Source organism: Pseudomonas sp. 2995-3 (genome assembly GCF_002742565.1).
GTDB classification, from domain to species: Bacteria; Pseudomonadota; Gammaproteobacteria; order Pseudomonadales; family Pseudomonadaceae; genus Aquipseudomonas; species Aquipseudomonas edaphica.
In genome coordinates this window covers 83,042-107,163 of the sequence record NZ_LJSB01000038.1, presented here as the reverse complement: position 1 = coordinate 107,163, position 24,122 = coordinate 83,042, and the positions used below count along the sequence as shown (strand labels likewise).

At 59.9% G+C, this 24,122-nt stretch carries 24 protein-coding genes; 16 read left to right on the top strand and 8 right to left on the bottom strand.

The genetic code is table 11. The annotated features are described in order from the left end of the window. The first annotated feature begins 122 nt into the window (after positions 1-122). The 9 genes from AOA62_RS00725 (at position 123) to AOA62_RS00685 (ending at position 9,512) form a co-directional block, all read left to right on the top strand. The gene (locus AOA62_RS00725) at positions 123-1,643 is read left to right on the top strand and encodes an aldehyde dehydrogenase family protein (protein ID WP_058420203.1); all 1,521 of its coding nucleotides are present in this window, start codon (positions 123-125) and stop codon (positions 1,641-1,643) included. Between the two features lie 184 nt (positions 1,644-1,827). Then, positions 1,828-3,261 (top strand): ethanolamine permease, encoded by a 1,434-nt coding sequence (eat, locus tag AOA62_RS00720; RefSeq protein WP_099547580.1) that lies wholly within the window; start codon positions 1,828-1,830, stop codon positions 3,259-3,261. A gap of 64 nt (positions 3,262-3,325) precedes the next feature. Continuing rightward, positions 3,326-4,720: an ethanolamine ammonia-lyase subunit EutB gene (locus AOA62_RS00715; protein WP_099547579.1), complete on the top strand. Its 1,395-nt coding sequence runs from the start codon at positions 3,326-3,328 to the stop codon at positions 4,718-4,720. Next, positions 4,717-5,550 (top strand): ethanolamine ammonia-lyase subunit EutC, encoded by an 834-nt coding sequence (gene eutC, locus AOA62_RS00710; RefSeq protein ID WP_017136028.1) that lies wholly within the window; start codon positions 4,717-4,719, stop codon positions 5,548-5,550. Before AOA62_RS00715 ends, eutC begins: the two co-directional genes overlap by 4 nt. A gap of 93 nt (positions 5,551-5,643) precedes the next feature. Then, a complete protein-coding gene (locus tag AOA62_RS00705; protein ID WP_099547578.1) occupies positions 5,644-6,102 on the top strand; it encodes an N-acetyltransferase in 459 nt (152 codons plus the stop codon). Positions 6,103-6,415: 313 nt separating this feature from the next. Continuing rightward, on the top strand, positions 6,416-7,069 hold the full coding sequence (locus AOA62_RS00700; protein ID WP_099547577.1) for a DedA family protein: 654 nt from the start codon (positions 6,416-6,418) through the stop codon (positions 7,067-7,069). Positions 7,070-7,075: 6 nt separating this feature from the next. Then, positions 7,076-7,906 (top strand): zinc-dependent peptidase, encoded by an 831-nt coding sequence (locus AOA62_RS00695; protein ID WP_099547576.1) that lies wholly within the window; start codon positions 7,076-7,078, stop codon positions 7,904-7,906. A gap of 93 nt (positions 7,907-7,999) precedes the next feature. Continuing rightward, positions 8,000-8,527: an inorganic diphosphatase gene (gene ppa / locus AOA62_RS00690; RefSeq protein WP_003176323.1), complete on the top strand. Its 528-nt coding sequence runs from the start codon at positions 8,000-8,002 to the stop codon at positions 8,525-8,527. A gap of 214 nt (positions 8,528-8,741) precedes the next feature. After that, on the top strand, positions 8,742-9,512 hold the full coding sequence (locus tag AOA62_RS00685) for a S24 family peptidase (protein WP_099547575.1): 771 nt from the start codon (positions 8,742-8,744) through the stop codon (positions 9,510-9,512). 288 nt (positions 9,513-9,800) lie between these two features. Here the strand turns inward: AOA62_RS00685 and AOA62_RS00675 are convergent, their stop codons facing one another. Next, positions 9,801-10,037: a hypothetical protein gene (locus tag AOA62_RS00675; protein WP_017136023.1), complete on the bottom strand. Its 237-nt coding sequence runs from the start codon at positions 10,035-10,037 to the stop codon at positions 9,801-9,803. A 576-nt stretch (positions 10,038-10,613) separates the two neighbouring features. Between AOA62_RS00675 and AOA62_RS00670 the strand changes: the two genes are divergently transcribed. The 7 genes from AOA62_RS00670 (at position 10,614) to ycaC (ending at position 18,523) form a co-directional block, all read left to right on the top strand. After that, positions 10,614-12,011 (top strand): amino acid permease, encoded by a 1,398-nt coding sequence (locus AOA62_RS00670; RefSeq protein WP_017136022.1) that lies wholly within the window; start codon positions 10,614-10,616, stop codon positions 12,009-12,011. After that, positions 11,995-13,290, top strand: coding sequence for an aspartate aminotransferase family protein (locus AOA62_RS00665; protein ID WP_099547573.1), 1,296 nt, complete (start codon positions 11,995-11,997; stop codon positions 13,288-13,290). Before AOA62_RS00670 ends, AOA62_RS00665 begins: the two co-directional genes overlap by 17 nt. A gap of 74 nt (positions 13,291-13,364) precedes the next feature. Continuing rightward, a complete protein-coding gene (locus tag AOA62_RS00660) occupies positions 13,365-14,093 on the top strand; it encodes a TetR family transcriptional regulator (RefSeq protein WP_099547572.1) in 729 nt (242 codons plus the stop codon). A gap of 119 nt (positions 14,094-14,212) precedes the next feature. Next, on the top strand, positions 14,213-16,210 hold the full coding sequence (locus AOA62_RS00655) for an acetoacetate--CoA ligase (RefSeq protein WP_099547571.1): 1,998 nt from the start codon (positions 14,213-14,215) through the stop codon (positions 16,208-16,210). Beyond that, on the top strand, positions 16,207-17,385 hold the full coding sequence (locus AOA62_RS00650) for a thiolase domain-containing protein (protein WP_099547570.1): 1,179 nt from the start codon (positions 16,207-16,209) through the stop codon (positions 17,383-17,385). The genes AOA62_RS00655 and AOA62_RS00650 overlap by 4 nt, the downstream gene beginning before the upstream one ends. A gap of 1 nt (position 17,386) precedes the next feature. Further along, on the top strand, positions 17,387-17,767 hold the full coding sequence (locus AOA62_RS00645; RefSeq protein WP_099547569.1) for a Zn-ribbon domain-containing OB-fold protein: 381 nt from the start codon (positions 17,387-17,389) through the stop codon (positions 17,765-17,767). Positions 17,768-17,890: 123 nt separating this feature from the next. Continuing rightward, complete coding sequence (gene ycaC / locus AOA62_RS00640) at positions 17,891-18,523, top strand: isochorismate family cysteine hydrolase YcaC (protein WP_099547568.1); 633 nt, start codon at positions 17,891-17,893, stop codon at positions 18,521-18,523. A 140-nt stretch (positions 18,524-18,663) separates the two neighbouring features. On the opposite strand, the gene AOA62_RS00635 is transcribed toward ycaC, so the two are convergent. From AOA62_RS00635 to AOA62_RS00605, 7 genes are all read right to left on the bottom strand, one after another. Then, positions 18,664-19,821 carry a glutathionylspermidine synthase family protein gene (locus AOA62_RS00635; protein ID WP_099547567.1) on the bottom strand — a complete coding sequence of 386 codons (1,158 nt, stop codon included), beginning with the start codon at positions 19,819-19,821 and terminating at the stop codon, positions 18,664-18,666. 12 nt (positions 19,822-19,833) lie between these two features. Continuing rightward, positions 19,834-20,547 carry a DUF1190 domain-containing protein gene (locus AOA62_RS00630; RefSeq protein WP_017136014.1) on the bottom strand — a complete coding sequence of 238 codons (714 nt, stop codon included), beginning with the start codon at positions 20,545-20,547 and terminating at the stop codon, positions 19,834-19,836. Between the two features lie 18 nt (positions 20,548-20,565). Beyond that, positions 20,566-20,994 (bottom strand): DUF350 domain-containing protein, encoded by a 429-nt coding sequence (locus tag AOA62_RS00625; RefSeq protein WP_017136013.1) that lies wholly within the window; start codon positions 20,992-20,994, stop codon positions 20,566-20,568. A 15-nt stretch (positions 20,995-21,009) separates the two neighbouring features. Beyond that, the gene (locus tag AOA62_RS00620) at positions 21,010-21,672 is read right to left on the bottom strand and encodes a DUF2491 family protein (RefSeq protein ID WP_099547566.1); all 663 of its coding nucleotides are present in this window, start codon (positions 21,670-21,672) and stop codon (positions 21,010-21,012) included. A 172-nt stretch (positions 21,673-21,844) separates the two neighbouring features. Further along, positions 21,845-22,405 (bottom strand): rhomboid family intramembrane serine protease, encoded by a 561-nt coding sequence (locus AOA62_RS00615; protein WP_099547565.1) that lies wholly within the window; start codon positions 22,403-22,405, stop codon positions 21,845-21,847. Positions 22,406-22,576: 171 nt separating this feature from the next. After that, complete coding sequence (locus AOA62_RS00610) at positions 22,577-23,275, bottom strand: PspA/IM30 family protein (RefSeq protein ID WP_017136010.1); 699 nt, start codon at positions 23,273-23,275, stop codon at positions 22,577-22,579. A 17-nt stretch (positions 23,276-23,292) separates the two neighbouring features. Then, positions 23,293-23,874 (bottom strand): YjfI family protein, encoded by a 582-nt coding sequence (locus AOA62_RS00605; RefSeq protein ID WP_032865490.1) that lies wholly within the window; start codon positions 23,872-23,874, stop codon positions 23,293-23,295. Positions 23,875-24,122: the final 248 nt, after the last annotated feature.

Sequence of the window (24,122 nt, the reverse complement as noted above, 5' to 3'; positions counted from 1 at the left end):
GCAACAAAGCTCAAACCCTTGATTTAACAGGTGTGTAAAGCGATGGCCCAACCTTTGCTCTACGCTTTATCACGCGCAACACCGCTGTACTCCAATAAACATAAAAGCAGGAGATACCCACCATGCGTTACGCACATCCCGGCACCGAAGGCTCGATCGTTTCCTTCAAGGCCAAGTACGGCAACTTCATCGGCGGCGAGTTCGTTGCGCCGGTGGACGGCAACTATTTCACTAACACCTCGCCGGTCAACGGCAAGCCCATCGCCGAATTCCCGCGCTCCACTGCCAAAGACATCGACAAGGCACTGGATGCCGCCCACGCCGCCGCTGACGCCTGGGGCAAGACCTCGGCCCAGGACCGCTCGCTGGTGCTGCTGAAAATCGCCGACCGCATCGAACAGAACCTCGAACTGCTGGCCATCACCGAGACCTGGGACAACGGCAAGGCCGTGCGTGAAACCCTCAACGCCGACATCCCGCTGGCCGCTGACCACTTCCGCTATTTCGCCGGTTGCATCCGCGCCCAGGAAGGCACCAGCGCCGAGATCAACGAACTTACCGCGTCCTACCACTTCCACGAGCCGCTGGGTGTGGTCGGCCAGATCATCCCGTGGAACTTCCCGCTGCTGATGGCCGCGTGGAAACTCGCACCGGCCCTGGCCGCCGGTAACTGCGTGGTGCTTAAACCGGCCGAGCAAACCCCGCTGGGCATCAACGTGCTGATGGAGCTGATCGGCGACCTGCTGCCGCCGGGCGTGCTGAACGTGGTGCACGGCTTCGGTAAAGAAGCGGGCGAAGCCCTGGCCACCAGCAAGCGCATCGCCAAGATCGCCTTCACCGGCTCCACGCCGGTGGGCTCGCACATCATGCACGCGGCGGCCGAGAACATTATTCCGTCCACCGTCGAGCTGGGCGGCAAGTCGCCGAACATCTTCTTTGCCGACATCATGAAAGCCGAACCTTCGTTTATCGAAAAAGCCGCCGAAGGCCTGGTGCTGGCGTTCTTTAACCAAGGCGAAGTGTGCACCTGCCCATCCCGTGCGCTGGTTGAAGAGTCAATCTACGACGACTTCATGAAAGTAGTGATGAAGAAGGTCGAGCAGATCAAACGCGGCGACCCGCTGGACACCGACACCATGGTCGGCGCCCAGGCGTCCGAGCAGCAGTTCGACAAGATCCTGTCCTACCTGGAAATCGCCAAGGGCGAAGGCGCGCAACTGCTCACCGGCGGCAAGGTTGAGCAACTGACCGGCGACATGGCCGGTGGTTATTACATCCAGCCGACGCTGCTCAAGGGCACCAATGAGATGCGCGTGTTCCAGGAAGAAATCTTCGGCCCGGTGGTGAGCATCACCACCTTCAAGGACGAAGCCGAAGCCCTGGCGATTGCCAACGACACCGAGTTCGGCCTCGGCGCCGGCGTGTGGACCCGTGACATCAACCGCGCCTACCGCATGGGCCGCGCGATCAAGGCGGGCCGTGTGTGGACCAACTGCTACCACCTGTACCCGGCGCATGCCGCGTTTGGTGGCTACAAGAAGTCCGGCGTGGGCCGTGAGACCCACAAGATGATGTTGGATCACTACCAGCAGACCAAGAACCTGCTGGTGAGCTACGACATTAATCCGTTGGGCTTTTTCTAACCCTTCCCGATCGTTCCCACGCTCTGCGTGGGAATGCCGCCTGGGACGCTCCGCGTCCCGATGTCTGCACAAGGCTCAAGCCGGGTGCAAGGTGACGCAGAGCGTCACGGGATGCATTCCCACGCAGAGCGTGGGAACGATCTCGCTTGCTACACACAATAATAACAACGGACGGTACTTCCCCATGCCTAGCGAACCCACTGGCTCTTCCGTCGACTTCGAAAAAGTCGGCACCGACTATTTCCAACAACGCGAACTGAAAAAAGGCGCTGCCGGTTGGGTGCTGCTGGTCGGCCTTGGCGTTGCCTACGTGATCTCCGGCGACTACGCCGGTTGGAACTTCGGCCTGGCCCAGGGCGGCTGGGGCGGTATGTTCCTCGCCACCTTGCTGATGGCCACCATGTACCTGTGCATGTGTTTCTCCCTGGCCGAACTGTCTTCCATGATTCCTACCGCCGGCGGTGGCTACGGCTTTGCCCGCAGCGCGTTCGGCCCTTGGGGCGGGTTCCTCACGGGCACCGCCATCCTGATCGAATATGCCATCGCGCCCGCCGCCATCGCGGTGTTTATCGGCGCCTATTGCGAGTCGTTGTTCGGCATCGGCGGCTGGATGATTTACCTGGCGTTCTACATCATCTTTATCGGCATCCACATCTTTGGCGTGGGTGAAGCCTTGAAGCTGATGTTTGTGATCACCGCCGTCGCTGCGATTGCCTTGGGGGTGTTCCTGGTGTCGATGGTGCCGCACTTCAACGTCGCCAACTTGCTCGACATGCCGGTGACCGAGGCCAAGGGCGCCAGCACCTTCCTGCCGTTTGGCTATGTTGGCGTGTGGGCGGCGATTCCCTACGCGATCTGGTTTTTCCTCGCAGTTGAAGGCGTGCCCCTGGCCGCCGAAGAAACCAAGAACCCCAAACGCGACCTGCCCCGCGGATTGATCGGCGCCATTGTGGTGCTGACCAGTTTTGCCCTGTTGATTCTGGTGATTGCGCCCGGCGGCGCCGGCACCTACGCGCTGATCAAATCAGGTAACCCGCTGGTTGAAGCGCTGGCCTTGTCTTACGGCGGCTCGACCTGGATGGGCAGCTTCGTCAATCTGGTTGGCCTGGCCGGGCTGATCGCGAGCTTTTTCTCGATTATCTACGCCTATTCGCGGCAGATCTTTGCTTTGTCCCGTGCCGGCTACCTGCCGCGCAAGCTGTCGCAGACCAACAAAAGTAAAGCGCCGGTGCTGGCGTTGGTAATCCCCGGCATCATCGGTTTCGGCCTGTCGCTGACGGGCCAGGGTGATTTGCTGATTCTGGTGGCGGTGTTCGGCGCGACCATTTCCTACGTGCTGATGATGGCCGCGCACATCACCTTGCGCGTCCGCCGCCCCAAAATGGACCGCCCGTACCGCACGCCGGGTGGCATTTTCACTTCCGGCATCGCCCTGGTACTGGCCTGCGTGGCCGTGGTGGCGGGCTTTCTGGTGGACCCACGGGTGGTGATTGGCGCTGCGATCATCTATGGAGTATTAATTGCTTACTTTGCTTTCTACAGCCGGCATCACTTGGTAGCAGGCACGCCCGAAGAGGAATTCGCGGCGATCCAGGCCGCAGAGGCCGCCTTGCACTAACTGCCGTAAACCTCGATGCGGGCGCCTTACTCACGGGCAGCCCGCGTCGCCAAGGAGACACTGTATGGCAAGCTTTACCCACGCGGTAGGTACTCAGACCTACCGTTTCGACAGCCTCAAGGACGTGATGGCCAAGGCCAGCCCGGCGCGTTCCGGCGACTTCCTGGCCGGTGTGGCGGCGCAAAACGACGGCGAGCGCGTCGCGGCGCAAATGGCGCTGGCGAATATCCCGTTGAAACACTTCCTCGAAGAAGTGCTGATCCCCTACGAAAGCGACGAAGTCACCCGGCTAATCATCGACACCCACGATAAGCAGGCGTTTAGCGCAGTCAGCCACCTCACCGTCGGCGGCCTGCGCGACTGGCTGCTCAGTGATGCGGCCGACGAACATACCCTGCGTGCCCTGGCGCCCGGGCTGACCCCAGAGATGGCCGCCGCCGTTTCCAAAATCATGCGTGTGCAGGACCTGGTGCTGGTGGCGCAGAAGATTCGCGTGGTCACCCAGTTTCGCGGCACCATGGGCCTGCGCGGGCGGTTGTCGACCCGCCTGCAACCCAACCACCCGACGGATGAACCGGCGGGCATCGCCGCCAGCATTCTCGACGGCCTGCTCTACGGCAACGGCGACGCCATGATCGGCATCAACCCGGCCACCGACAGCATCGCCTCGATCTGCGCCATGCTGGAGATGCTTGACGCGATCATCCAGCGCTACGACATCCCCACCCAAGCCTGCGTGCTGACTCACGTCACCACCTCTATCGAAGCCATCAACCGTGGCGTGCCGCTGGACCTGGTGTTTCAGTCAATTGCCGGCACCGAGGCGGCCAACGCCAGTTTCGGCATCAGCCTGAGCGTGCTGCAGGAAGGTTATGAAGCGGGCTTGAGCCTGAATCGCGGCACTTTGGGCCAGAACCTGATGTACTTCGAAACCGGCCAAGGCAGTGCCTTGTCGGCCAACGCGCACTTTGGCGTCGACCAGCAAACCTGTGAAACCCGCGCCTACGCCGTGGCGCGGCATTTCAAGCCGTTTTTGGTCAACACGGTTGTAGGCTTTATCGGCCCGGAGTACCTGTACAACGGCAAGCAGATCATCCGTGCCGGCCTCGAAGACCACTTCTGCGGCAAGCTGCTCGGCGTGCCGATGGGCTGTGATATCTGCTACACCAACCACGCCGAGGCCGACCAGGATGATATGGACACGCTGCTGACCCTGCTGGGCGTGGCCGGGATCAACTTCATCATGGGCATCCCCGGCTCCGACGACATTATGCTCAACTACCAGACCACCTCGTTCCACGACGCCCTGTACGCCCGGCAAACATTGGGGTTAAAGCCGGCACCGGAGTTTGAGCAGTGGCTGGCGAAAATGGGCATCTTCACCCAAGCCGACGGCAAGGTGCACTTTGGCAACAGCCTGCCACCGGCGTTTCGCCACGCCTTGAAGCAATTAGGATGAAGGAGCCGCCTGTGCAACTCGACCTGCCTGACAACCCATGGCTGGAACTGCGCCGCCTCACGCCTGCGCGCATTGCCCTGGGCCGCACCGGCACCAGCATCCCCACCAACGCGCAGCTGGATTTTCAATTCGCCCACGCCCAGGCACGCGATGCGGTACACCTGCCCTTCGACCATGCGGGCCTGAGCAGCCAAATGGCCGAGCGCGGGCGTGACAGCCTGTTGCTGCACAGCGCTGCGGTGGACCGGCACATGTACCTGCAACGCCCGGATTTGGGCCGACGCCTGAGTGATGAGTCAGCCCAGAGCCTGCGCGACTATGCCGCCGCCAACCCAGGCGGCGTGGATTTGGCCGTGGTGGTGGCCGATGGACTGTCGGCGCTGGCGGTGCATAAACATACGCTGCCGTTTCTTACGCGCATGGAGGAACAGACCCAGGCTGAAGGCTGGTCTTTATCGCCAGTGATTCTGGTGGAACAGGGCCGCGTGGCAGTGGCCGATGAAGTCGGCCAATTGCTCGGGGCCAAGATGGTGGTGATTCTGATCGGCGAACGGCCGGGCCTCAGCTCGCCGGACAGCCTGGGGCTGTATTTCACCTACAACCCCAAGGTCGGCCTCACCGATGCCTACCGCAACTGCATCTCCAACGTGCGACTGGAGGGCCTGAGTTACGGCATGGCCGCCCATCGCCTGCTTTATTTGATGAAAGAGGCGTGTCGTCGGCAGCTGTCGGGGGTCAACCTCAAGGACGAGGCGCAGGTTCAGACCATTGAATCGGATGATCCTGACCTGATGAAAGGCAATTTCCTGCTCAGCCCACCCAATGACTGATAGCTGCACGATTGCGCTTTTTTGCGTCATTAGGCAGCATCGAGTCACGGCCGCTTGTGTGGTCATACACCCATTTGGAAGTTGAGGCCTGGCATGCGGATTACTCAAGCGACCCTGGAACACCTGGACCTGCTGACCCCGTTGTTCGTCAAGTACCGTGAGTTTTATGGCGCGCTGCCCTTCCCGGATTCGTCGCGGGCCTTTCTGGAAAAGCGCCTTCGCCGCAAGGAGTCGGTGATCTACCTGGCCCTGGCGGATGATGACGACAAAAGGTTGCTGGGATTCTGCCAGCTGTACCCGAGCTTTTCGTCGCTGTCGCTTAAACGCGTGTGGATCCTCAACGACATCTACGTCGCCGAAGATGCCCGCCGGCAGCTGGTGGCCGACAACCTCATACGCACCGCGAAGAAGATGGCCAAGGAGACCCAGGCCGTGCGGCTGCGGGTGTCGACCAGCAGTGACAATGAAGTGGCGCAGAAGACCTATGAGTCGATCGGCTTTCGGGAAGATACGGAGTTCAAGAACTACGTGCTGCCGATCAGTGAGGACTGAGAAAACACCAGCGCTCCACTGTGGGAGCTGGCTTGCCTGCGAAAGCGAAGTATCAGCGGATGCATCATTTGCTGGCCCACCGCTATCGCAGGCAAGCCAGCTCCCACATTTACATCTAAGCAACATTTGGATCAGTGTAAAGCCTTGCTACCAGCGACACTCCCCGCTACAAAACCAACACGCTTTTCACCTCTTAATCCGTATAATGCGGACCTCTCAGAGTTGTAAGAATCGCGACATAACCTTGTAGCCTAACTTACCCGTAGCTTCCGCACAGGCCCGCTGAGTCGGGCCATTCACACAGGTGCCATCCATGGATTTCAACCCGCTCGACCTTATTCTGCATCTCGACGTGTACCTCGACATGCTGGTAAGAAACTACGGAGTGTGGATCTACGCCATTCTGTTCCTGGTTATCTTTTGCGAAACCGGTTTGGTGGTCATGCCCTTCCTGCCCGGTGACTCCCTGCTGTTTATCGCCGGCGCCGTCGCCGCAGGCGGCGGCATGGACCCGGTCCTGCTGGGCGGCCTGTTAATGCTGGCAGCCATCCTCGGCGACAGTACCAACTACGTGATCGGACGAACGGCCGGGGAACGCTTGTTCAGCAACCCGAATTCGAAAATCTTCCGCCGCGACTACCTGCAAAAAACCCACGACTTCTACGACAAGCACGGCGGTAAAACCGTGACCCTGGCGCGCTTCCTGCCGATCCTGCGTACCTTTGCACCGTTCGTGGCCGGTATCGCCAAAATGCCTTACCCGCGCTTCTTTGGGTTCAGCGTGTTCGGCACCGTCCTGTGGGTTGGCGGCCTGGTCACCCTGGGTTACTTCTTCGGCAACGTGCCGTTTATCAAAAAGAACCTCTCGCTGCTGGTAGTGTTCATCATCCTGCTGTCGCTGGTGCCAATGATCATCGGCGTGGTCCGCAGCCGTTTCGGCCGCAGTTCCGAAGCCAAGCCGCAGTAACCCGCGATGTGGTCCCTCAGCGCCTGGCGTCGCCGGCGCCTGCTGGCCAAGCACCCGATTGCCGATGACACCTGGCAGCGGGTGCGCCACCACCTGACCTTCCTCGACGGCATCAGCGCCGAGCAGGACCAGTGGCTGCGCGAAGCCTGCGTGGTGTTCCTGAATGAAAAGCACCTCACCGCCCTGCCCGGCGTCGAGCTGCATCAGGAACAGCGCCTGCTGCTCGCTGCCCAGGCACAATTGCCGTTGATGAACCTGGGCGACCTCGACTGGTATCAGGGCTTTCACGAAATCGTGCTGTACCCCGACGACTTCCTCAGCCCCCAGCGCCATCGCGATGCCAGCGGCGTCGAGCATGAATGGGATGGCGAACACAGCGGCGAAGCCTGGCAGCAAGGCCCGGTGATCCTCGCCTGGCCCGGTGTACTGGCCAGCGGCCAGTGGGAAGGCTACAACCTGGTGATCCATGAACTGGCGCACAAGCTGGACATGCTCAATGGCGACGCCAACGGCCTGCCGCCGCTGCACCACGACATGCGCGTGCAGGAATGGGCCAGCGTGATGCAAAGCGCCTTTGACGACCTCAACCGCCAACTGGATGCCAACCCGGACGCCGAAACCGACATCGACCCTTACGCCGCCGAAAACCCGGCCGAGTTCTTTGCCGTCACCAGTGAATATTTTTTCAGTGCCCCGGATTTACTGGTCGGCACTTATCCCCAGGTGTACGCGCAACTGAGCCGCTTTTATCGCCAGGACCCGCTGGCCCGCCTGCACCAACTGCAAACCGGCGATGCCCGCTACCAGACTGAACCGCTGGCGCCACACGACGTCTGACGCATGGCATCGGCGTCAGAATATGCCTATAATCGCCGCCACTTTTAGGCCAATCCGGCCATGTTTCATGGCCAACTACGGGGGCACCGCCCAATGAGCTACAGCAAGATTCCGGCTGGCAAAGACCTGCCGAACGACATCTACGTCGCCATCGAAATTCCGGCCAACCACGCGCCGATCAAATACGAAATCGACAAAGACAGCGACTGCCTGTTCGTTGACCGTTTCATGGCCACCCCGATGTTCTACCCGGCCAACTACGGTTTTATCCCTAACACCCTGGCTGACGACGGTGATCCCCTCGACGTGCTGGTAGTAACCCCTTACCCGGTTACCCCAGGCTCGGTGATTCGCGCGCGCCCCGTCGGCATCCTGAACATGACCGACGACGGCGGTGGCGATGCCAAAGTTATCGCGGTGCCACACGACAAGCTGTCCCAGCTGTACGTGGACGTGAAGGAATACACCGACCTGCCGCCACTGCTGCTGGAACAGATCAAGCACTTCTTCGAGAACTACAAAGACCTCGAAAAAGGCAAATGGGTGAAGATCGACGGTTGGGGCAACGCAGACGCCGCCCGCGCCGAGATCATGAAGTCGGTCGCTGCCTACAAAGGCTGATACCCGCTCCTCATTGCCCCGGCAATCAAAAAAGCCCCGACGATTCGGGGCTTTTTTTGTGGGAAAAATTAAACGCCGAGTTCAATGTTTAATTCGGCACGTTTAATAAAGTTAGATAGCCGAAATATCAGCCTACAACTAAGCAAATCCCTACACGCGAAACTCAACGCATAGTTTATTTGATGTATTTTTCCGGCCAGTAAACTCTGCGTTTATGAATACATCAGGTGATCGACTAAAAGCGTTACTGCGGGAAGTTCATCTTTCCGCCTCCGACTTCGCCAAGAACCGTGGTGTCACGCCTCAACACGTGAACAACTGGTTCAAGCGCGGCGTGCCCATGGGCCGACTCAACGAGATCGCAGAACTGCTCTGCGTCTCCAGCCGTTGGCTGCGCACCGGCGAAGGCCTCAAACACCCACCGGCCAACTTCCTGCTGGAAGGCCCGGACCCAAGCAAGGGCATCGCCACCCGCGAAGACAGCGGCAAGTACCTCACGGGCCCCGCCCGTCTCCCAGAAAAAATCGACGTGGAGATCGCCCTCCACCCCACATTCACCTCAAGCGAACGCATCCGCGTCTCCCTGCACACCCTCGAAACCCTCAACGTACACCCCGACCGCGCGGTAGGCGCCTACATGGTCGACAACAGCATGACCGACATCATCCAACAAGGCGCCACCCTCGCCATCGACCGCGGCCGCAGCCAAATCACCGACGGCGAAATCTACGCCGTCGAACACGACGGCATGCTCCGCATCAAATACCTCTACAACCGCCCCGGCGGCGGCCTGCGCATGCGCAGCCACAACGCCGGCGAACACCCGGACGAATACCTCACCCACGAACAACGCTTTGAACAGAACTTCGGGATCGTCGGCTGGGTGTTCTGGTGGTCCACCCTCAACAACCGCAGACCCGTCCCACTGGACGAACACCTGCTGGGCTGGGAAGGCTCTAAATCGGACCCGGAGGTAGGCATATGAGGTGAATATGGGTATCATGCCGCCCACATTTGGCAGGGGGTGGCTTTGCGCTACCTATTCTGCCTGGCGATGCGGAGGAGTTCCCGCAGATGCCCCTACTATTCAGCCCGACGTGATGTGGGCTGAGCGATTTGAAGGCTGGTGAGGTTTGTCAAAAACAAGCTGAGGCAGTCCCCGAGAAGCCGGCCACAAGCCGGCTTTTTAATGTCTGTAAGAATCACAATCCAGTAGTCCAACAATTGTTGGACTACTGAAGCAGCTTATTGCCTCACCCGCCTCTCTGGCGCGTTATCCAGCCTGCAAACACTCCACAGCCCGATCCGCCACCATCTTCGCCATCTCAACCAAATGCATCACCGCCCGATGCGGCGCCCCCAGTGGTTCACCAAGCGCCTGCGACGTAGCCACCGCGCACTGCAGCAACTCGGCCACGCGCACCCAGGCATCTTCAAAGCTGAGCTCTTCATTAACAGTAAATGGCTTAGTTGCAGCCGATGAGGGTAAATCCGAAATAACGTTATCCATAGAAAACCTCTAGCGGTAAGTGAATACCACCGTCCTTTCGCGACTAAACGAGCAGAGGTGGCGGCTGTACGCAGGTTAGTCGACCGGCCGCTAGGCACCGGCGCACCCGAAGGTGCCCTGCGCACAGCCACCATAAAGTGCAGGTGAGGAAACACCTGGCTTTGGGATGGCGCGTGCGCCTAGCGAAGTCCGGGCGACTAAACCCGATCACTGAAAAAACAGTGACGGAACGCAGCCTAGTCGCGGAATTTAGCTGGCGCAAGCGACTGGAATTCTCTAGGAAACGTCCTGCAAATGAAAGGGATCCGCCCTGCTGGCCCTTGGAAATCACCCCTAATTCTCGACCGTATCCCCCCCACCCATCTGTTTCCCCAGGTGACACGCTTTCACCCTCCCCCCAGTCAACATCGCCCCAACGAAGCTTCCTACAAACATATCTAAACAGCCCGTTTAAAAACCGCTTGCCGCCGCGTTTAATATTTGGCCCAAAACCTGCTTATTGCACACCGTACAATAAAATCCGGTCTGAGCCGGGCCACCTCACTACTGCTGTGCAATACAGCTCGGGGAATGCTGATGTCTACACCACCGCTTCACTCTTCCAACCATGGCTTGGCGCGGTCGCTCAAGGAGCGTCATGTGATGTTGATTGCTATCGGCGGCATTATTGGGGCCGGTTTGTTTCTGGGTTCGGGTAAGGCAATTGCCACGGCGGGGCCGGCGTTGTTGCTGGCGTATGCGTTGTGTGGGGGCATGGTTTATTTGATTGCGCGGGCGCTGGGGGAGTTGTCGTTGTATCGGCCCGGTAGCGGGTCGTTTGCGACGTATGCGGAGGAGTTTTTGGGGCCGCGGGTGGCGTTTATCACGGGGTGGTCGTATTGGTTGATCTGGATTCTGGTGGGGGTGCTGGAGGTTACGGGGATCGGCTTGTTGATGAAATATTGGTTCCCGGAGTTGGCGCAGTGGATTCCGGCGTTGGTCACCACGGTGGTGTTGATGGTGATCAATTTGTTTGCGGTGAAGACGTTTGGCGAGGTGGAGTTCTGGCTGGCGTTGATCAAGGTGGTGACGATTGTCGGGCTGATTGCTGCAGGCTTGGCGATTCTGATATTCGGGCTGGATACATCGTCGCAAACCACCCCTTCAATCACTAACCTGTGGCGGCACGGCGGTTTTTTCCCGAATGGCTGGAGTGGCTTTTGGTACGCGATACCGTTGGCGGCGTTTACCTTTGCCGGGGTCGAGGTGATTGGCTTGGTGGCGGCGGAAACGGCCAACCCGGAGCGCACATTGCCGCGAGCGATCAATAGCATCATCTGGCGGATGGCTATTTTTTATATCGGGTCGATCGCGGTGATCATGGCCCTTTATCCCTGGAACCAGATCGATACCTCGCAAAGCCCGTTTGTGAGGGTGTTCGACAGCATTGGCCTGGGGATTGCGGCCGGGCTGATCAACTTTGTGGTGATCAGTGCGCTGGCGTCGTCGTGCAATACCGGGTTGTTTGCCACCAGCCGGATGTTGTTTGCGCTGTCGCATATTCAGCAGGCACCCCGTCAATTGCAGGTGTTAAGCCCGCGCCAGGTGCCGGCGCGTTGCTTGATGGTGTCGACCGCGATTTTGCTGGTGGGGGTCTTGCTGAACTATTTGATGCCGGAACGTATTTTCAACCTATTGATCACCGGCATTTTGGGCCTGTTGATTTGGGTGTGGGCGGTGATCATCACCACGCATATGGCGTATCGACGCAAGGTGCAGCGCGGTGAGTTGCCGCTGATGGCGTATCGCTTGCCGTGGGCTCGGGGCAGCAGCGTGTTGGTACTGTTGTTTTTGGCTGGGTTGACGGTGCTGGTGATTCGCGACCCGGAGACGCGCACGGCGTTTTATGTGGCGGCGGCCTGGTTTGCGCTGTTGCTGCTGGTGTATCCGAAGCGCAACGCATCCAAGGAGGTGAGCGATGTTCACAGCGCCTGATAGGTCCGTGTTGCAGCGCTGCATCAACCGCTATACCCACGCCAACCCCAACAGCGCCCGGCAACTGGACGTGGCCGCGCGGGTAATGCCGGGTGGCAATACGCGCTCAGTGCTGTTTTATGAGCCGTTTCCGTTGGTGATGTCGGGCGGGGCGGGCTGTTTTCTTGATGACCTGGACGGGCATCGTTATGTCGACTTTCTCGCCGAATACACCGCAGCGCTGTATGGGCACTCCCACCCGGTGATCACCCAGGCGCTGACGACGGCGATGGCGAACGGGCTGAACCTCAGCGCCCACACGCAACTGGAAGCCCGGTTGGCAACGCTGATCGTGGAGCGCTTTGGTTGTATCGAACAGGTGCGCTTTACCAATTCCGGTACCGAGGCGAATCTGCTCGCGCTGGCGGCGGCACGGGCCTACACCGGGCGCGATGGCGTCATCGCGTTTAACGGCGGTTATCACGGCGGCGTGCTGAGTTTTGCCGGGCCAGGCACGCCGATGAATGTGCCCCACCGCGTGTACCTGGCGGATTACAACGATCTACGCAGTGTCGAGCGTTTGCTGTTTGAGCACCCTGGCGAGTGTGCGGCGATCCTCGTGGAACCGATGTTGGGCGCTGGTGGCTGTATCTGCGCCGCGCCGGGCTTTCTCGAGGGTTTGCGCGCGTTGAGCCGTGCGCATGGGGTACTGCTGGTGTTCGATGAGGTGATGACTTCACGCCTTGGCCCAGGCGGTTTACAGGAAAAACTCGGCATAACGCCTGACCTGATGACCCTGGGCAAATACCTCGGCGGTGGGATGCCCTGTGGCATGTTGGGTGGCCGACGAGACATCATGGCGCAGTTCGATCCGCGCCATGGCAGCCTCTCTCACGCAGGCACCTTTAACAACAACGTACTGACCATGGCGGCGGGTATCGCGGGATTGGAGCAGGTGTATACCCGTGAGCAAGCCCTTGCGTTGAATGCAAGGGGCGACCGGTTGCGCGAGCAACTGAACGAGGTGCTCGCCTGCATGCCGATGCAGTTTACCGGGCAGGGTTCAGTGATGAACCTGCATCCCACAGGCTTGCCGATTCTTCGGCCCACGGATATCCCAACGGACCGAAACCGCCTACGGGACCTGTTCTTTTTTCACCTGCTTGAATGTGGGATCTACAGTGCACGGCGCGGGCTGTTTGCGTTGAGCCTGCCGCTGACCGAGCACGAAATGAATCGGCTGGTTAACGCTACACAGGCTTTTGTAGAACGCTATGGAGGCATGTTGACCAGAGACTGACGCCGCGCCTGGAAGAGCGACAGCGAATCGACGACCGGCTATCCTTTCGCCGTCGCTCAACCGGAACAACGTCCATGACCAGCAAAACCGCAAACCCACGAGGCAGGCGTAAAAAAACCGTTGGCGAAGACCCGCAAAACCAACTGAATAAAGACACGATTATCGCCGCCGCATTGGCATTGATCGACCGCGAAGGCCTGGAAAAATGCAGCCTGCGCAACTTGGCAAATAGCCTGGGCGTGTACCCCACGGCCATTTACTGGTACGTCTCGTCACGTGAATTGCTGTTGAGCGAAGTGTTGGCCAAAGTCCTCGAACAGGTGGCACCGCAGCCTCAGGAGCGCTGGCAGGACTACCTTCGCGCCACTCTGGTTAATTGCCATAACGCTGTTCACCAGCACCCGAATGTGGCGCCGTTACTCGGTGCGCAACTGGTCTCCAACACCCGCACCGACTTCAAGTTGGTGGAAGGCGTATTGGCAGCGTTGCAGCAAGCGGGTTTCAGCGGGCCTTCATTGGCTGGCGCCTACAACACGTTTATCGCCGCCCTTGCCGGTTTCACCACCTTGGAGTTCGCCCCGCTGCCGGAGAACACCGAGGCGTGGCAGCAGCAAGTACAGGAAAGCCTGCAGGCCGTTGACGCCGAGCAGCACCCGACCCTTGCGCAGAACATGGACCAGCTCAGCAACCGAGGTTTCAGCCTGCGCTGGCAAAATGGTGTGCACGCGCCGCTGCATGAGAGCTTTGCGTTTTATGTCGACACCTTCCTCTGCGGCCTGGAAACCCTGGCATCGCGTCGCTGAAAAATCGCACAACATAATCAGAAAGCCCATCAATTGTACGTCGTACAATTTATCGCTACAGTCCGTCACGCATGAATACCCCATGACCCTAAAAACAAAAACGTCAGAGGTCTTTAATCGTGGCGACTGCATTCAACGAAGTGGTCCAGGGCCAACGGCTTTGGCAGCCCTCCCCTGAACATATCCAAACTACCCGCCTCACGCATTACCTGGCTTGGCTCAAACGCGAGCGCGGGCTGAGTTTTGTCGACTACCACGGGCTATGGCAGTGGTCGGTCGATGATCTGGACGCTTTCTGGCAATCGATCTGGGACCACTTCAAGGTGCAGACCAGTAGCCCCTACCACGCGGTGCTGGGTGATCGTAGGATGCCGGGTACTGAGTGGTTTCCCGGCGCGCAGCTGAATTTTGCCGAACACATTTTGCGCAACGAACGGCAAGGCGATGCGCTGCTCTACCTGAGCGAATCCGCTGCGTTGCAGGGCTTGCCATGGGTCGAGTTCTGCGACCAGGTACGCACGCTCGCCAGCTATCTGCGAGAGCTCGGCGTAGTGCCCGGTGATCGCGTGGTGGCTTACCTGCCAAACATTCCCGAGGCGATGATTGCGCTATGTGCCTGCGCAGCCATCGGTGCGATCTGGGCCAGTTGCTCGCCGGATTTCGGCAGCGAGGGTGTGCTGGATCGGGTGCGGCAATTAGCGCCGAAAGTGCTGTTGGCGGTGGACGGTTACCGGTATGGCGGCAAGGTGTTTGACCGGCGCGCCCAGGTCCGGCAGATCGTCGGCGAGTTGGGCAGTATCCAACAGGTGATTGTGCTGCCGGCGCTGTTTGCTGATGAGCCATTGACGCTGCCTAACGCCATCGACTGGCACAGCTTGCGCCTGCGCCCCAGCGTGCCCGCCGCCGATTTCCAGTGCGAGCAAGTCCCCTTCGATCATCCGTTATGGGTACTGTTCTCGTCCGGCACCACGGGGGTGCCCAAAGCCATCGTTCACAGCCATGGCGGGGTTCTGCTGGAACAGCTCAAAGCACTGCATCTGCACCTGGATTTTCGTGCGGGTGACACCGCCTTCATTTTCACCACCACCGGCTGGATGATGTGGAACACCTTGTTCAGTGCCTTGCTCTGCGGTGTACGCCCGGTGCTTTACGACGGCCATCCCACCTGGCCAGGCACCGATGCGCTGTGGCAAATCCTGCAAGACAGCCGCGCGAGTTTTTTCGGCACCAGCCCCACCTACATTGAACTGATGCAACGCGAGGGCGTGGTGCCCGGCGAGCGTTTTGACCTGCACGCACTGCGCACGGTAATGCCGGTGGGGTCGCCGGTTTCACCGCAATGTAATGCATGGTTTTACCGCAACCTGAACACGGCAGTGTGGGTCAACACGGGCAGCGGCGGTACGGATATCTGCACCGGTTTGGTCAGTGGCGTACCGACCTTGCCGGTGTATGCCGGCGAGATCCAGGCGCGCGCCCTGGGGGTGGATGCCCATGCGTTTGATGCGCACGGCCAACCGGTGATCGATCAAGTCGGCGAGCTGGTGGTGAGGTCGCCCATGCCGTCGATGCCGGTGTATTTCTGGAATGACCCCACGGGCGAGCGCTATCGCGACAGCTACTTTCAGCCGTGGCCGGGCGTGTGGCGCCATGGGGATTTCTTTTTGCTCAATGCTCGCGGCGGCTGCCAGGTGCTGGGGCGTTCCGATGCGACGCTGAACCGCTTTGGCGTGCGGATCGGCACGGCAGAGATTTACCGGGCGCTGGAGCACATCGCAGAAATCGAGGATGCACTGATCGTTAACCTTGATTTGCCCGAGGGCGGTTTCTTTATGCCGCTGTTTGTACAGCTGCGTGCCGACGCGGTGTTGGATGAGCCTTTGCAGCAACGCGTGAACGACTGCCTGCGCCTGGCGTGCACACCTCGGCATGTGCCGGACTGCATCCTGGCTGTACCGCTGATTCCCACCACCCTCACCGGGAAAAAAATGGAAGTGCCGGTACGCCGGATCCTGATGGGACACGACCCGCAGAAAGTCGCCAACCCCAGCGCCATGCGTGACCCGCAGGCGCTTGAGTTCTTTATCGAATACGCCGCCCGGAGCCGTCAGCCATGAGGGGTAAAGCTTATATCGTGGGTGCCTATGAACACCCTACCCGCCACGCCACGGACCGCTCCCTGGCGCAGTTGCATGCCGATGTGGCACGCGGCGCACTGGAGGATGCGGGGCTGAGCCTCAGTGATGTCGACGGCTATTTCTGCGCCAGCGATGTACCGGGCTGGGGAGCGCCAGGCGTAGGGCCGTTCTCCATGGTCGAGTACCTGGGTATCCAGCCACGGCACCTGGATACGACGGAAAGTTGGGGCTCGTCCTACATGCATCAAGTCGCCCAGGCTACACGCGCCATCGCCGATGGGCGCTGCCGTGTCGCCTTGATCACCCAGGCCGGGCGCCCGCGTGCCGAGCGCCAACGTCCGCAAAGCAGCGCATTAGACCCAGCGTACAGCGCCTGTGAAGCACCGTTTGAAACGCCCTATGGCGCTGCCGTGGTCAACCGCTACGCGATGTGCGCCATGCGCCATCAGTACGAACACGGCACCACGGCCGAGCAATTGGCCTGGATAAAAGTCGCGGCGTCGCACCATGCCCAGCACAACCCGCAGGCCATGTTGCGCAATGTGGTGACGGTGGAAGACGTTCTGAGTTCACCCTGGGTCGCCGCCCCTTTGCGGCGCTTGGACTGCTGCGTGATCAGCGACGGCGGCGGCGCCCTGGTGCTGGCACATCCGGCCATTGCCCGCTCGCTCAAACGGCCGCTGATTACGCCTATCGGTTCGGGCTATGCGATTAACCATCTGAACGGCGGTTACTTCGACCTGCTGACCTCAGGTGGCGCGCAATCCGGCGCCGATGCATTCGGCGAGGCGCGCCTCACACCTGGCGATATTGACTACGCCTCGCTGTACGACAGCTTCACCATCACCGTATTGATCCAGCTGGAAAACCTCGGTTTTTGCGCCCCTGGCCAGGGCGGCGCCTTTGTCAGCGACGGCAAGTTGATCAGCGGTGTCGGCCCCTTGGCGGTAAACACTGACGGCGGCGGCCTGTGCAATAACCACCCCGGCCATCGCGGCGGCATGGCCAGGCTGATCGAGGCTGTGCGCCAGTTGCGCGGCGAAGCACACCCGGCCGTTCAACGGCCTCATTGCGCACTGGCTCTGGCCCACGGCACCGGCGGCCTGCTGGGTTCACGCCACGGCAGCGCCACACTCATACTGGAGCGCCTTTGATATGCTACTGACCTCACCGCACATCACCGCGGAAAGTGCGCCCTTCTGGGCTGCCGTCAATCAAGACCAACTGTTGCTACGCCGTTGCCTGGACACCGGCAAGGCCTACTACTACCCCCGCGATCACAGCCCGTTCACCGGCAGCACCGCAACCGATTGGATCGTCGCCAGCGGTGGCGCCACCTTGTACAGCTTCAGCTATAGCGGGCGCGCAGACGACGTGCATTGCATTGCCTACGTGACGCTCGACGAAGGGCCAACGATATTGTCGGTCATCCAGTGTGAGGCTGCGCACCGCTTGTGCATCGGGCAACGGCTCAAGGTGGCGTTTGCGCCCACGCCGAGCGGCCAAAAAGTCCCCGTGTTTGTTCCGTCAGTTTGATTGTCCTTTTTAAGTTGACGGTAAGACACATGCCAGCCGATTTATCACGTCCAACCCACCCATTAATCTGTGCCCATGTTGAACGCAACGCCAAACCAACCCAATAAAAAAAGGACTTCAACCATGAGCACGCCAACCCTTAGCCGCTTGAACAAAGACGACGCCATTGTTCTGCTGATCGACCACCAAACCGGCCTGATCTCGCTGGTACAGGACTTCTCCCCCAACGAGTTCAAGAACAACGTGCTGGCCCTGGCGGACGTCGCCAAGTTCTTCAACTTGCCGACCATCCTCACCACCAGCTTCGAGCAAGGCCCCAACGGCCCGTTGGTGCCGGAGTTGAAGGAGATGTTCCCGCAGGCGCCGTATATCGCTCGCCCTGGTCAGATCAATGCGTGGGACAACGAGGATTTCGTCAAGGCGGTCAAGGCGACTGGGCGTAAGCAGATTGTCATTGCGGGTGTGGTGACGGATGTGTGTGTGACGTTCCCGACGTTGTCGGCGCTGGCGGAGGGGTTTGAGGTGTTTGTGGTGACGGATGCGTCGGGCACGTTTAATACGACGGTGCAGCAGGCGGCGTGGAGCCGGATGGTGCAAGCGGGGGCGCAGATGATGAATTGGTTTTCGGTGGCGTGTGAGTTGCAGGGTGACTGGCGCAACGATATCGAGGGGCTGGGGAATTTGTTGTCGCAGCGGATTCCTAACTATCGGAACTTGATGAACAGCTATTCGGTGCTGGCAGCGCGTCAGGGGTGAGGTTGAGCGGCTTTAACCTGTGGGAGCGGGCTTGCCCGCGATGGCGGTGAATCAGTCACTACATTCGGTGGCTGACATACCGTCATCGCGGGCAAGCCCGCTCCCACAATTGGTCTTTGCTGCGTTGCAATTGGGGTGGCTCAGTCGAGAATCAGGTGCGGTAGAAACCGGCTTGAGTCCTTGGTGATCAGGCTGTTGTCTTCGCGCACGCCGATGCCTGCGGCTTGGTCAGCGATGACCCAGGAGCCGATCAGTGTGTAGCTGTCGCCAAACCTCGGCAGCGGCGCAAATTCTTGAAGGATAAACGGCGCGTCCGTGTAGGGGCCGTCTTCTTTTACGATCAGGCCGTCGTCGGTTTGCAGTTCGATGTTGGCGCCTTCGCGGGAGAAGAACGGTTTGCGCACCCAGCCCTTTGGCACGGCTTTGCCGGGGTCGGGGTCCAGGTGGGAGGCAAGCAGGTTCGGGTGGCCTTTATTGAACTCCCACAGCAGCGGCAGGATGCCTTTGTTGGAGAGGATGGCTTTCCACGCGGGCTCGAAGAACTGGGTGTCGCTCTGGGCAATCGCCGCACCGAAGGGTTCGTGGAAGATGAACTCCCAGGCGTGCAGTTTGAACAGGTGGGGAATCCAGCGATCCTCAAGGTCGACGAAGCGGCCTTCGCTGGTGAGGCCGATGTCTTCGATATCGATGTGGCGGGATTCGATACCAACTTTTTCGGCGACCAGGCGCAGGTAGTCGGTGGTGCCTTTGTCTTCGATCGAGTCTTTCATCGAGGCGAAGTAGAACGGCTGGTTGAGCTGCAATTGGGCGAAGGCTTGATGCAGCTTGGTGTCGATGCTGTTGAACTGGTCGGCGTGCTTGGGTAGCAGGCCGCGTTCGATGCATTGCTCGAGCCAGCCCCATTGAAACGCCGCCGCTTCGTAGAGGCTGGTGGGTGTGTCGTAGTTGAGCTCGAGCAGTTTGGCTGGGCCGCTGCCGTTGTAGGAGAAGTCCATGCGCCCGTACAGGTGCGGGTGGCCTTCGAGCCATGAGGTGCGGATCATGTCGAAGAACGGCGCGGGAATGCTCAGGCGTTCCAACAGTTCCTCGTTCTGCACCACGCGGGCCACGAGGTCCATGCACATGTCATGGATCTCGGTGGTCGGGTCTTCGAGGTCGCGCTCAATTTGCTGGAGCGTGAACTGGTAGTACGCGCTTTCATCCCAGTAGGGTTCGCCGTCGATGGTGTGGAACAGGAAGCCGAGGCTGTCGGCGGTCTGTTTCCAGTCATGACGTTCTGCGCAGTGGATCTTCTTCATGGCCTGGCTTCCTTAACTGCTCGACCCGCCGCCGCCCCAGCCGCTACGGGCGCTGGCTTTGCTGCCAAAACCGCCACGGGAGGTGGACGACGCAACGTTCACCGGTTTGCTGGAGGAGCGCAGCGTGTTGGAGTAATTGCTGCTGCCATATCGGGCCTGGTTGGAACGGCCAAAGGTCGCCCCGTTGGAGACACGCTGGTTGAGCGTCGAGTTGCCGTAATTGCCACGATCATCGCGGTAGCGGTACACCGGCTCGGAGCGGTAGCTGTTGCGATTGTTGCTGAGCATGTTGCCGATCAACAGGCCGGTCAGCAGGCTGCTGGTGGAGAAACCTGAGCCACCGCTGTTGGCTTGCGAACCGGCGACTTGGGCATTGGCCGCATCGACCTGGGATTGGGTCACCTGGCCTTCGGCGGTCAGTTCGAAACCGCCCAGCCTTGGGATGAACTTGCCGGAGGAGTCTTGCTGGCACCAGTCGGCGACAAAGTCGGCATCGCAATCGGTCTGGCTGTCGTACACCGGCGCGATGCGGCGGTGCTCGGCCATAGCGGTCATGTAGGCGTCGGAGCAGACGTCGACCGGCAGCTTTTCATCGGCGCACTGCTGTACCGACTGGAAGTTGTACTTCTTCTGCAAATCGTAGGTTTTTTCGGTCGGCCCGCAGCCGGATATCGCCATGGCGACCGACGCTGCCAGCGACAGCTGGACGTATTTGCTTCGTTTCATCGAGAGCTCCGTGCGCAATCAGTACTGGGTGGGCGTCATGCACGCGGCGTTCAGCATGCCGACGCTGATAGCCACGGCGGCCACGTAGATGCCGGCCGCAACTTCGCCATTCTTGATGCGCTCGGACGTGCCTTTGAGCACCAGGCTGGTCAGCAGAAACGCCAGCAACTGGACGACGGCGGCGATCACCGACCAGACGACAAAATCCAGCAGGCTGATGGAGTAGGCAATCACGTTGCTGGCCGGAATAGCGAAGCCAATGATCGCGCCGCCCAGGGCGACCGAAGCCGAAACGTTGCCGGCGCGGATCAGTTCGAACTCCTTGTGCGGAGTGATGCGGGTGTAGATGAACTGGAACAGCGCGAACAGCACCGCAGCCCCCAGGATGTAGATGACAAAGCCGAGCACAGCCGCTTTGTTCAGGGAGATGGAGAGAGCTTCTAGCATGGATGGCTTCCTTTTTTAGAGCGCAGTCAGGTCGGTTGTGTACAGCGAAATGCCCAGCGACGTGCTCAGGCTGATGCCACCCTCGGCATCTTCTTCGACGGAAAACAGCAGGAACTCGCGGCGATCGGTCAGGCCGGTGTCACGGGCGTACAGCATCGAACGGTGCTCGACGTTATAGGCGTCTTCCGGGTTTATCACGCGCTCGCTCATCGCCACCAGTTCGGTCTGGCCGGCTTCGCTGCCCCACACACGGGTGTATTCGACGCCGTTGTGGGTGTAAGTCGGTAGCCCGATCAGGCTTTGTGGGCCTGCCAGCCTGCGCAGTTCCGCTTCGCTGCTGAGGGTGACGTAGCTCAAGTAATTGAACAGGATCACCGACTCGACCTGCCCGGCGACTTCGCCGGTGGTGTGTACTTGCAGCCAGTAATCTTCGTCGTTCATGTAGTAGCGCGACAGCCAGGTCGATTGCCCGAGGTCAACGGTGCCGTTGGCCCAGACTTCCTGGGAGCCGGGGATCACCACCGAGGTTTTCCCATCGAGCAACAATTTCAGGGTGGTGTCGAACATCACGCCTTTGCCGGGCGCCAGGCCTAGCGGGCCGGTGGTCGGCAGCGGCGATATTGACTCGGCATTCGTTTGTGGGGCCTCAAGCCCCATCAACTGTTTAAACCATCCCATTGGAGAGTTCCTTGAGGTGGGTGGAAGCGATAGAGAAGGGAATAGATGAGAAACAATAAAAGCGGAAGATGACGCCCGAGCGCCACACAAGAAAATTCGACATGTCGCCCCTGACTCCCTGGGTACTTGATTCCTGACGCCATCGCCTCAGCGTCGGTAGGCGCAAGTGCGTTCACCCGGCATTAAACCTGCTGCGCGGTGTTGAGAGAAGTACCTTGGCAGCAATAAAGCCGGCGAGCGCACCAAACAGATGCCCTTCGAAGGAAATCCCCTGGCGCGGCACAAACCCCATGATCAACCCGCCATAAAACACCGCCACCACACCGGCGACTAACAGGTTGCTCCAGCTCCTGTGGAACCAGGCGCGCGACAAGAGGTAGGCCCATAGCCCAAAGACCCAGCCGCTGGCACCGACGTGTACGCCGGTAAACCCGAACAGCCAGACCAGCGAACCGCCCAGCAGGATAATAATCGCGCTGACGGTTATGAAACGGTTGAGCCCTTCAGCCATGACCAGGGTGCCCAGCACTACAAACGCAATCAGGTTTGCGCCCAGGTGGGCAAAGGAGGCGTGCAGAAACGGTGAGGTGAGGATGCCGAACAGGCCCTGCACGGTCCTCGGGATCAGACCGAATGCCATGAGGCTGTAACCGGTGGCGACATTGAGCAGTTGCAGCGCGACCATGAACACGGCCAGGCCTGCGATTGTCTTGAAACCCTTCAGGGCGTCCATCCTGACCTCGACGTAAAAAGGGCACAGTCAATGCCCGCCCGCTTAGAAAGAACACGGTCACTGTGGCGAGGGAGCTTGCTCCCGCTGGGCTGCGCAGCGGCCCTAAAAATGGGACTGCTACGCAGTCCAGCGGGAGCAAGCTCCCTCGCCACGGGTCGGGCAGTGGCAGCGCTACTCGGCCGACTTTTGCTTCAGACGCTCCAGAATCGCATTAGCGCTGCCGGTGTCCGGCGTGATGCCGGCTTCGCGCAGTTTGCGTTCCAGGTCAGTACCGGTCGATGCCTCGGCCAGTTCATCCTGGGCTTGCAGCTCAGCGGCACGTTGCTGCTGCTTGGCTTGCAGGCGGTTAAGCGTACCCACCGCAGTCTCCAGCTTGCCGTTGGCGCCGCCGCTGGCGACGGACGCGCTGACCTGGGCCTTTTGCACGCTTTCGCGGGCCTTGGCCATGTCCACTTGCTGGCGCAGGCTTTTGATCCGGCTTTCGGCCTTGGTGATGTCCTTGCGCATGCTGTCGGCGTAGCCACCGAACTCGGCGGTCTGCTTTTGCTCGGCGTCGCGCTCGTTGGTCAGGGTCGAAATGGCTTCGGCCACTTCCAGGGCCAGGTCTTCACGGTTGGCCTGGATAGCGGCCATCGCCTTGGATTCCAGGTCTTTGATCTTGGCGTCGTACTCGCCTACGCGGTCCGCTGCCAGCTTGTGCTTGGCCATGATGCTCACCAGCTCACGCTTGGCGTTGGCCAATGCTGTGTCGGCGTCGCGAATTTCTTGATCAAGGATGCGCAGGGCCTGTTGGTCGACGATCGATTCGCCGACTTCGCTGGCACCGCCACGCAGCGCGGTGAACAATTTGCTCCAGATGGACTGAGTCATTGGATACTCCCGAATACTTAATTGAAGAAACGTTCGAAGGCTTCGCTGGCGCGCTGCACGTTATCGACCAGGGTTTTCACCTCGGTCACGATGTTGGTCAGGCTGGAGTCGGAACTCAGCGCACCAAACATGTTGTAAACAACCTGCCCGTTCGGCATGGACTCGATACCGATCGACGACAACGGGAACATCTCCCGGCTGCGCAGCACGGCGTCATTGAAGGCGGTTACGTCGTTGATGGACTCGACGTCGACCAGCACGGTATCGACGATGATCTGCTCGCCCACCACCGCGATGTAAATCGGCAAGCCCCCGAAGTCGTTCATTTCCAGTTTAATGCTGGACTCGGAACCTTGAACCAGAGAAAGCGTAATGTCTTTGGCGACCACTTCGTCCAGGGCTTGCAGCGCGCTGAAGAGGCGGTCGATGTTCCAGTTGGTACCTGCGCTCATGAAATTCTCCGACATGAATGAGCCAGCCAGAATCGGTTGGCGAAGCTGTTTCTCCATTTGCTTGAGCAGGCTTCGGTTTTCGGGAAGCACCCAAGTCTCGTGTTTCACATAACCGGCGGCCGCCAGCCCCGCGCGCATCTGCTTCATGTAAAAGCTCGACGGTTTTTTAACCGGCGGTTTCAAGCGCTCTCCCTTGCGGCTTGCTGAATCGGTATCGGGCTCTGCGGGCGGGCTCGATGGAGAGCTGCTTTTCATGGTACTGGCCTCGTTGTGAAAATCTCACGCGTGAGAAAATCTACAGGCAATTTCCGCCAGGCTCAATAGCTCACGCGTGAGATTTTTTGTCTCACTTTTTCCCGCACCACCCAGCAGCGCCCATCGCTCAAGGCTGAGGC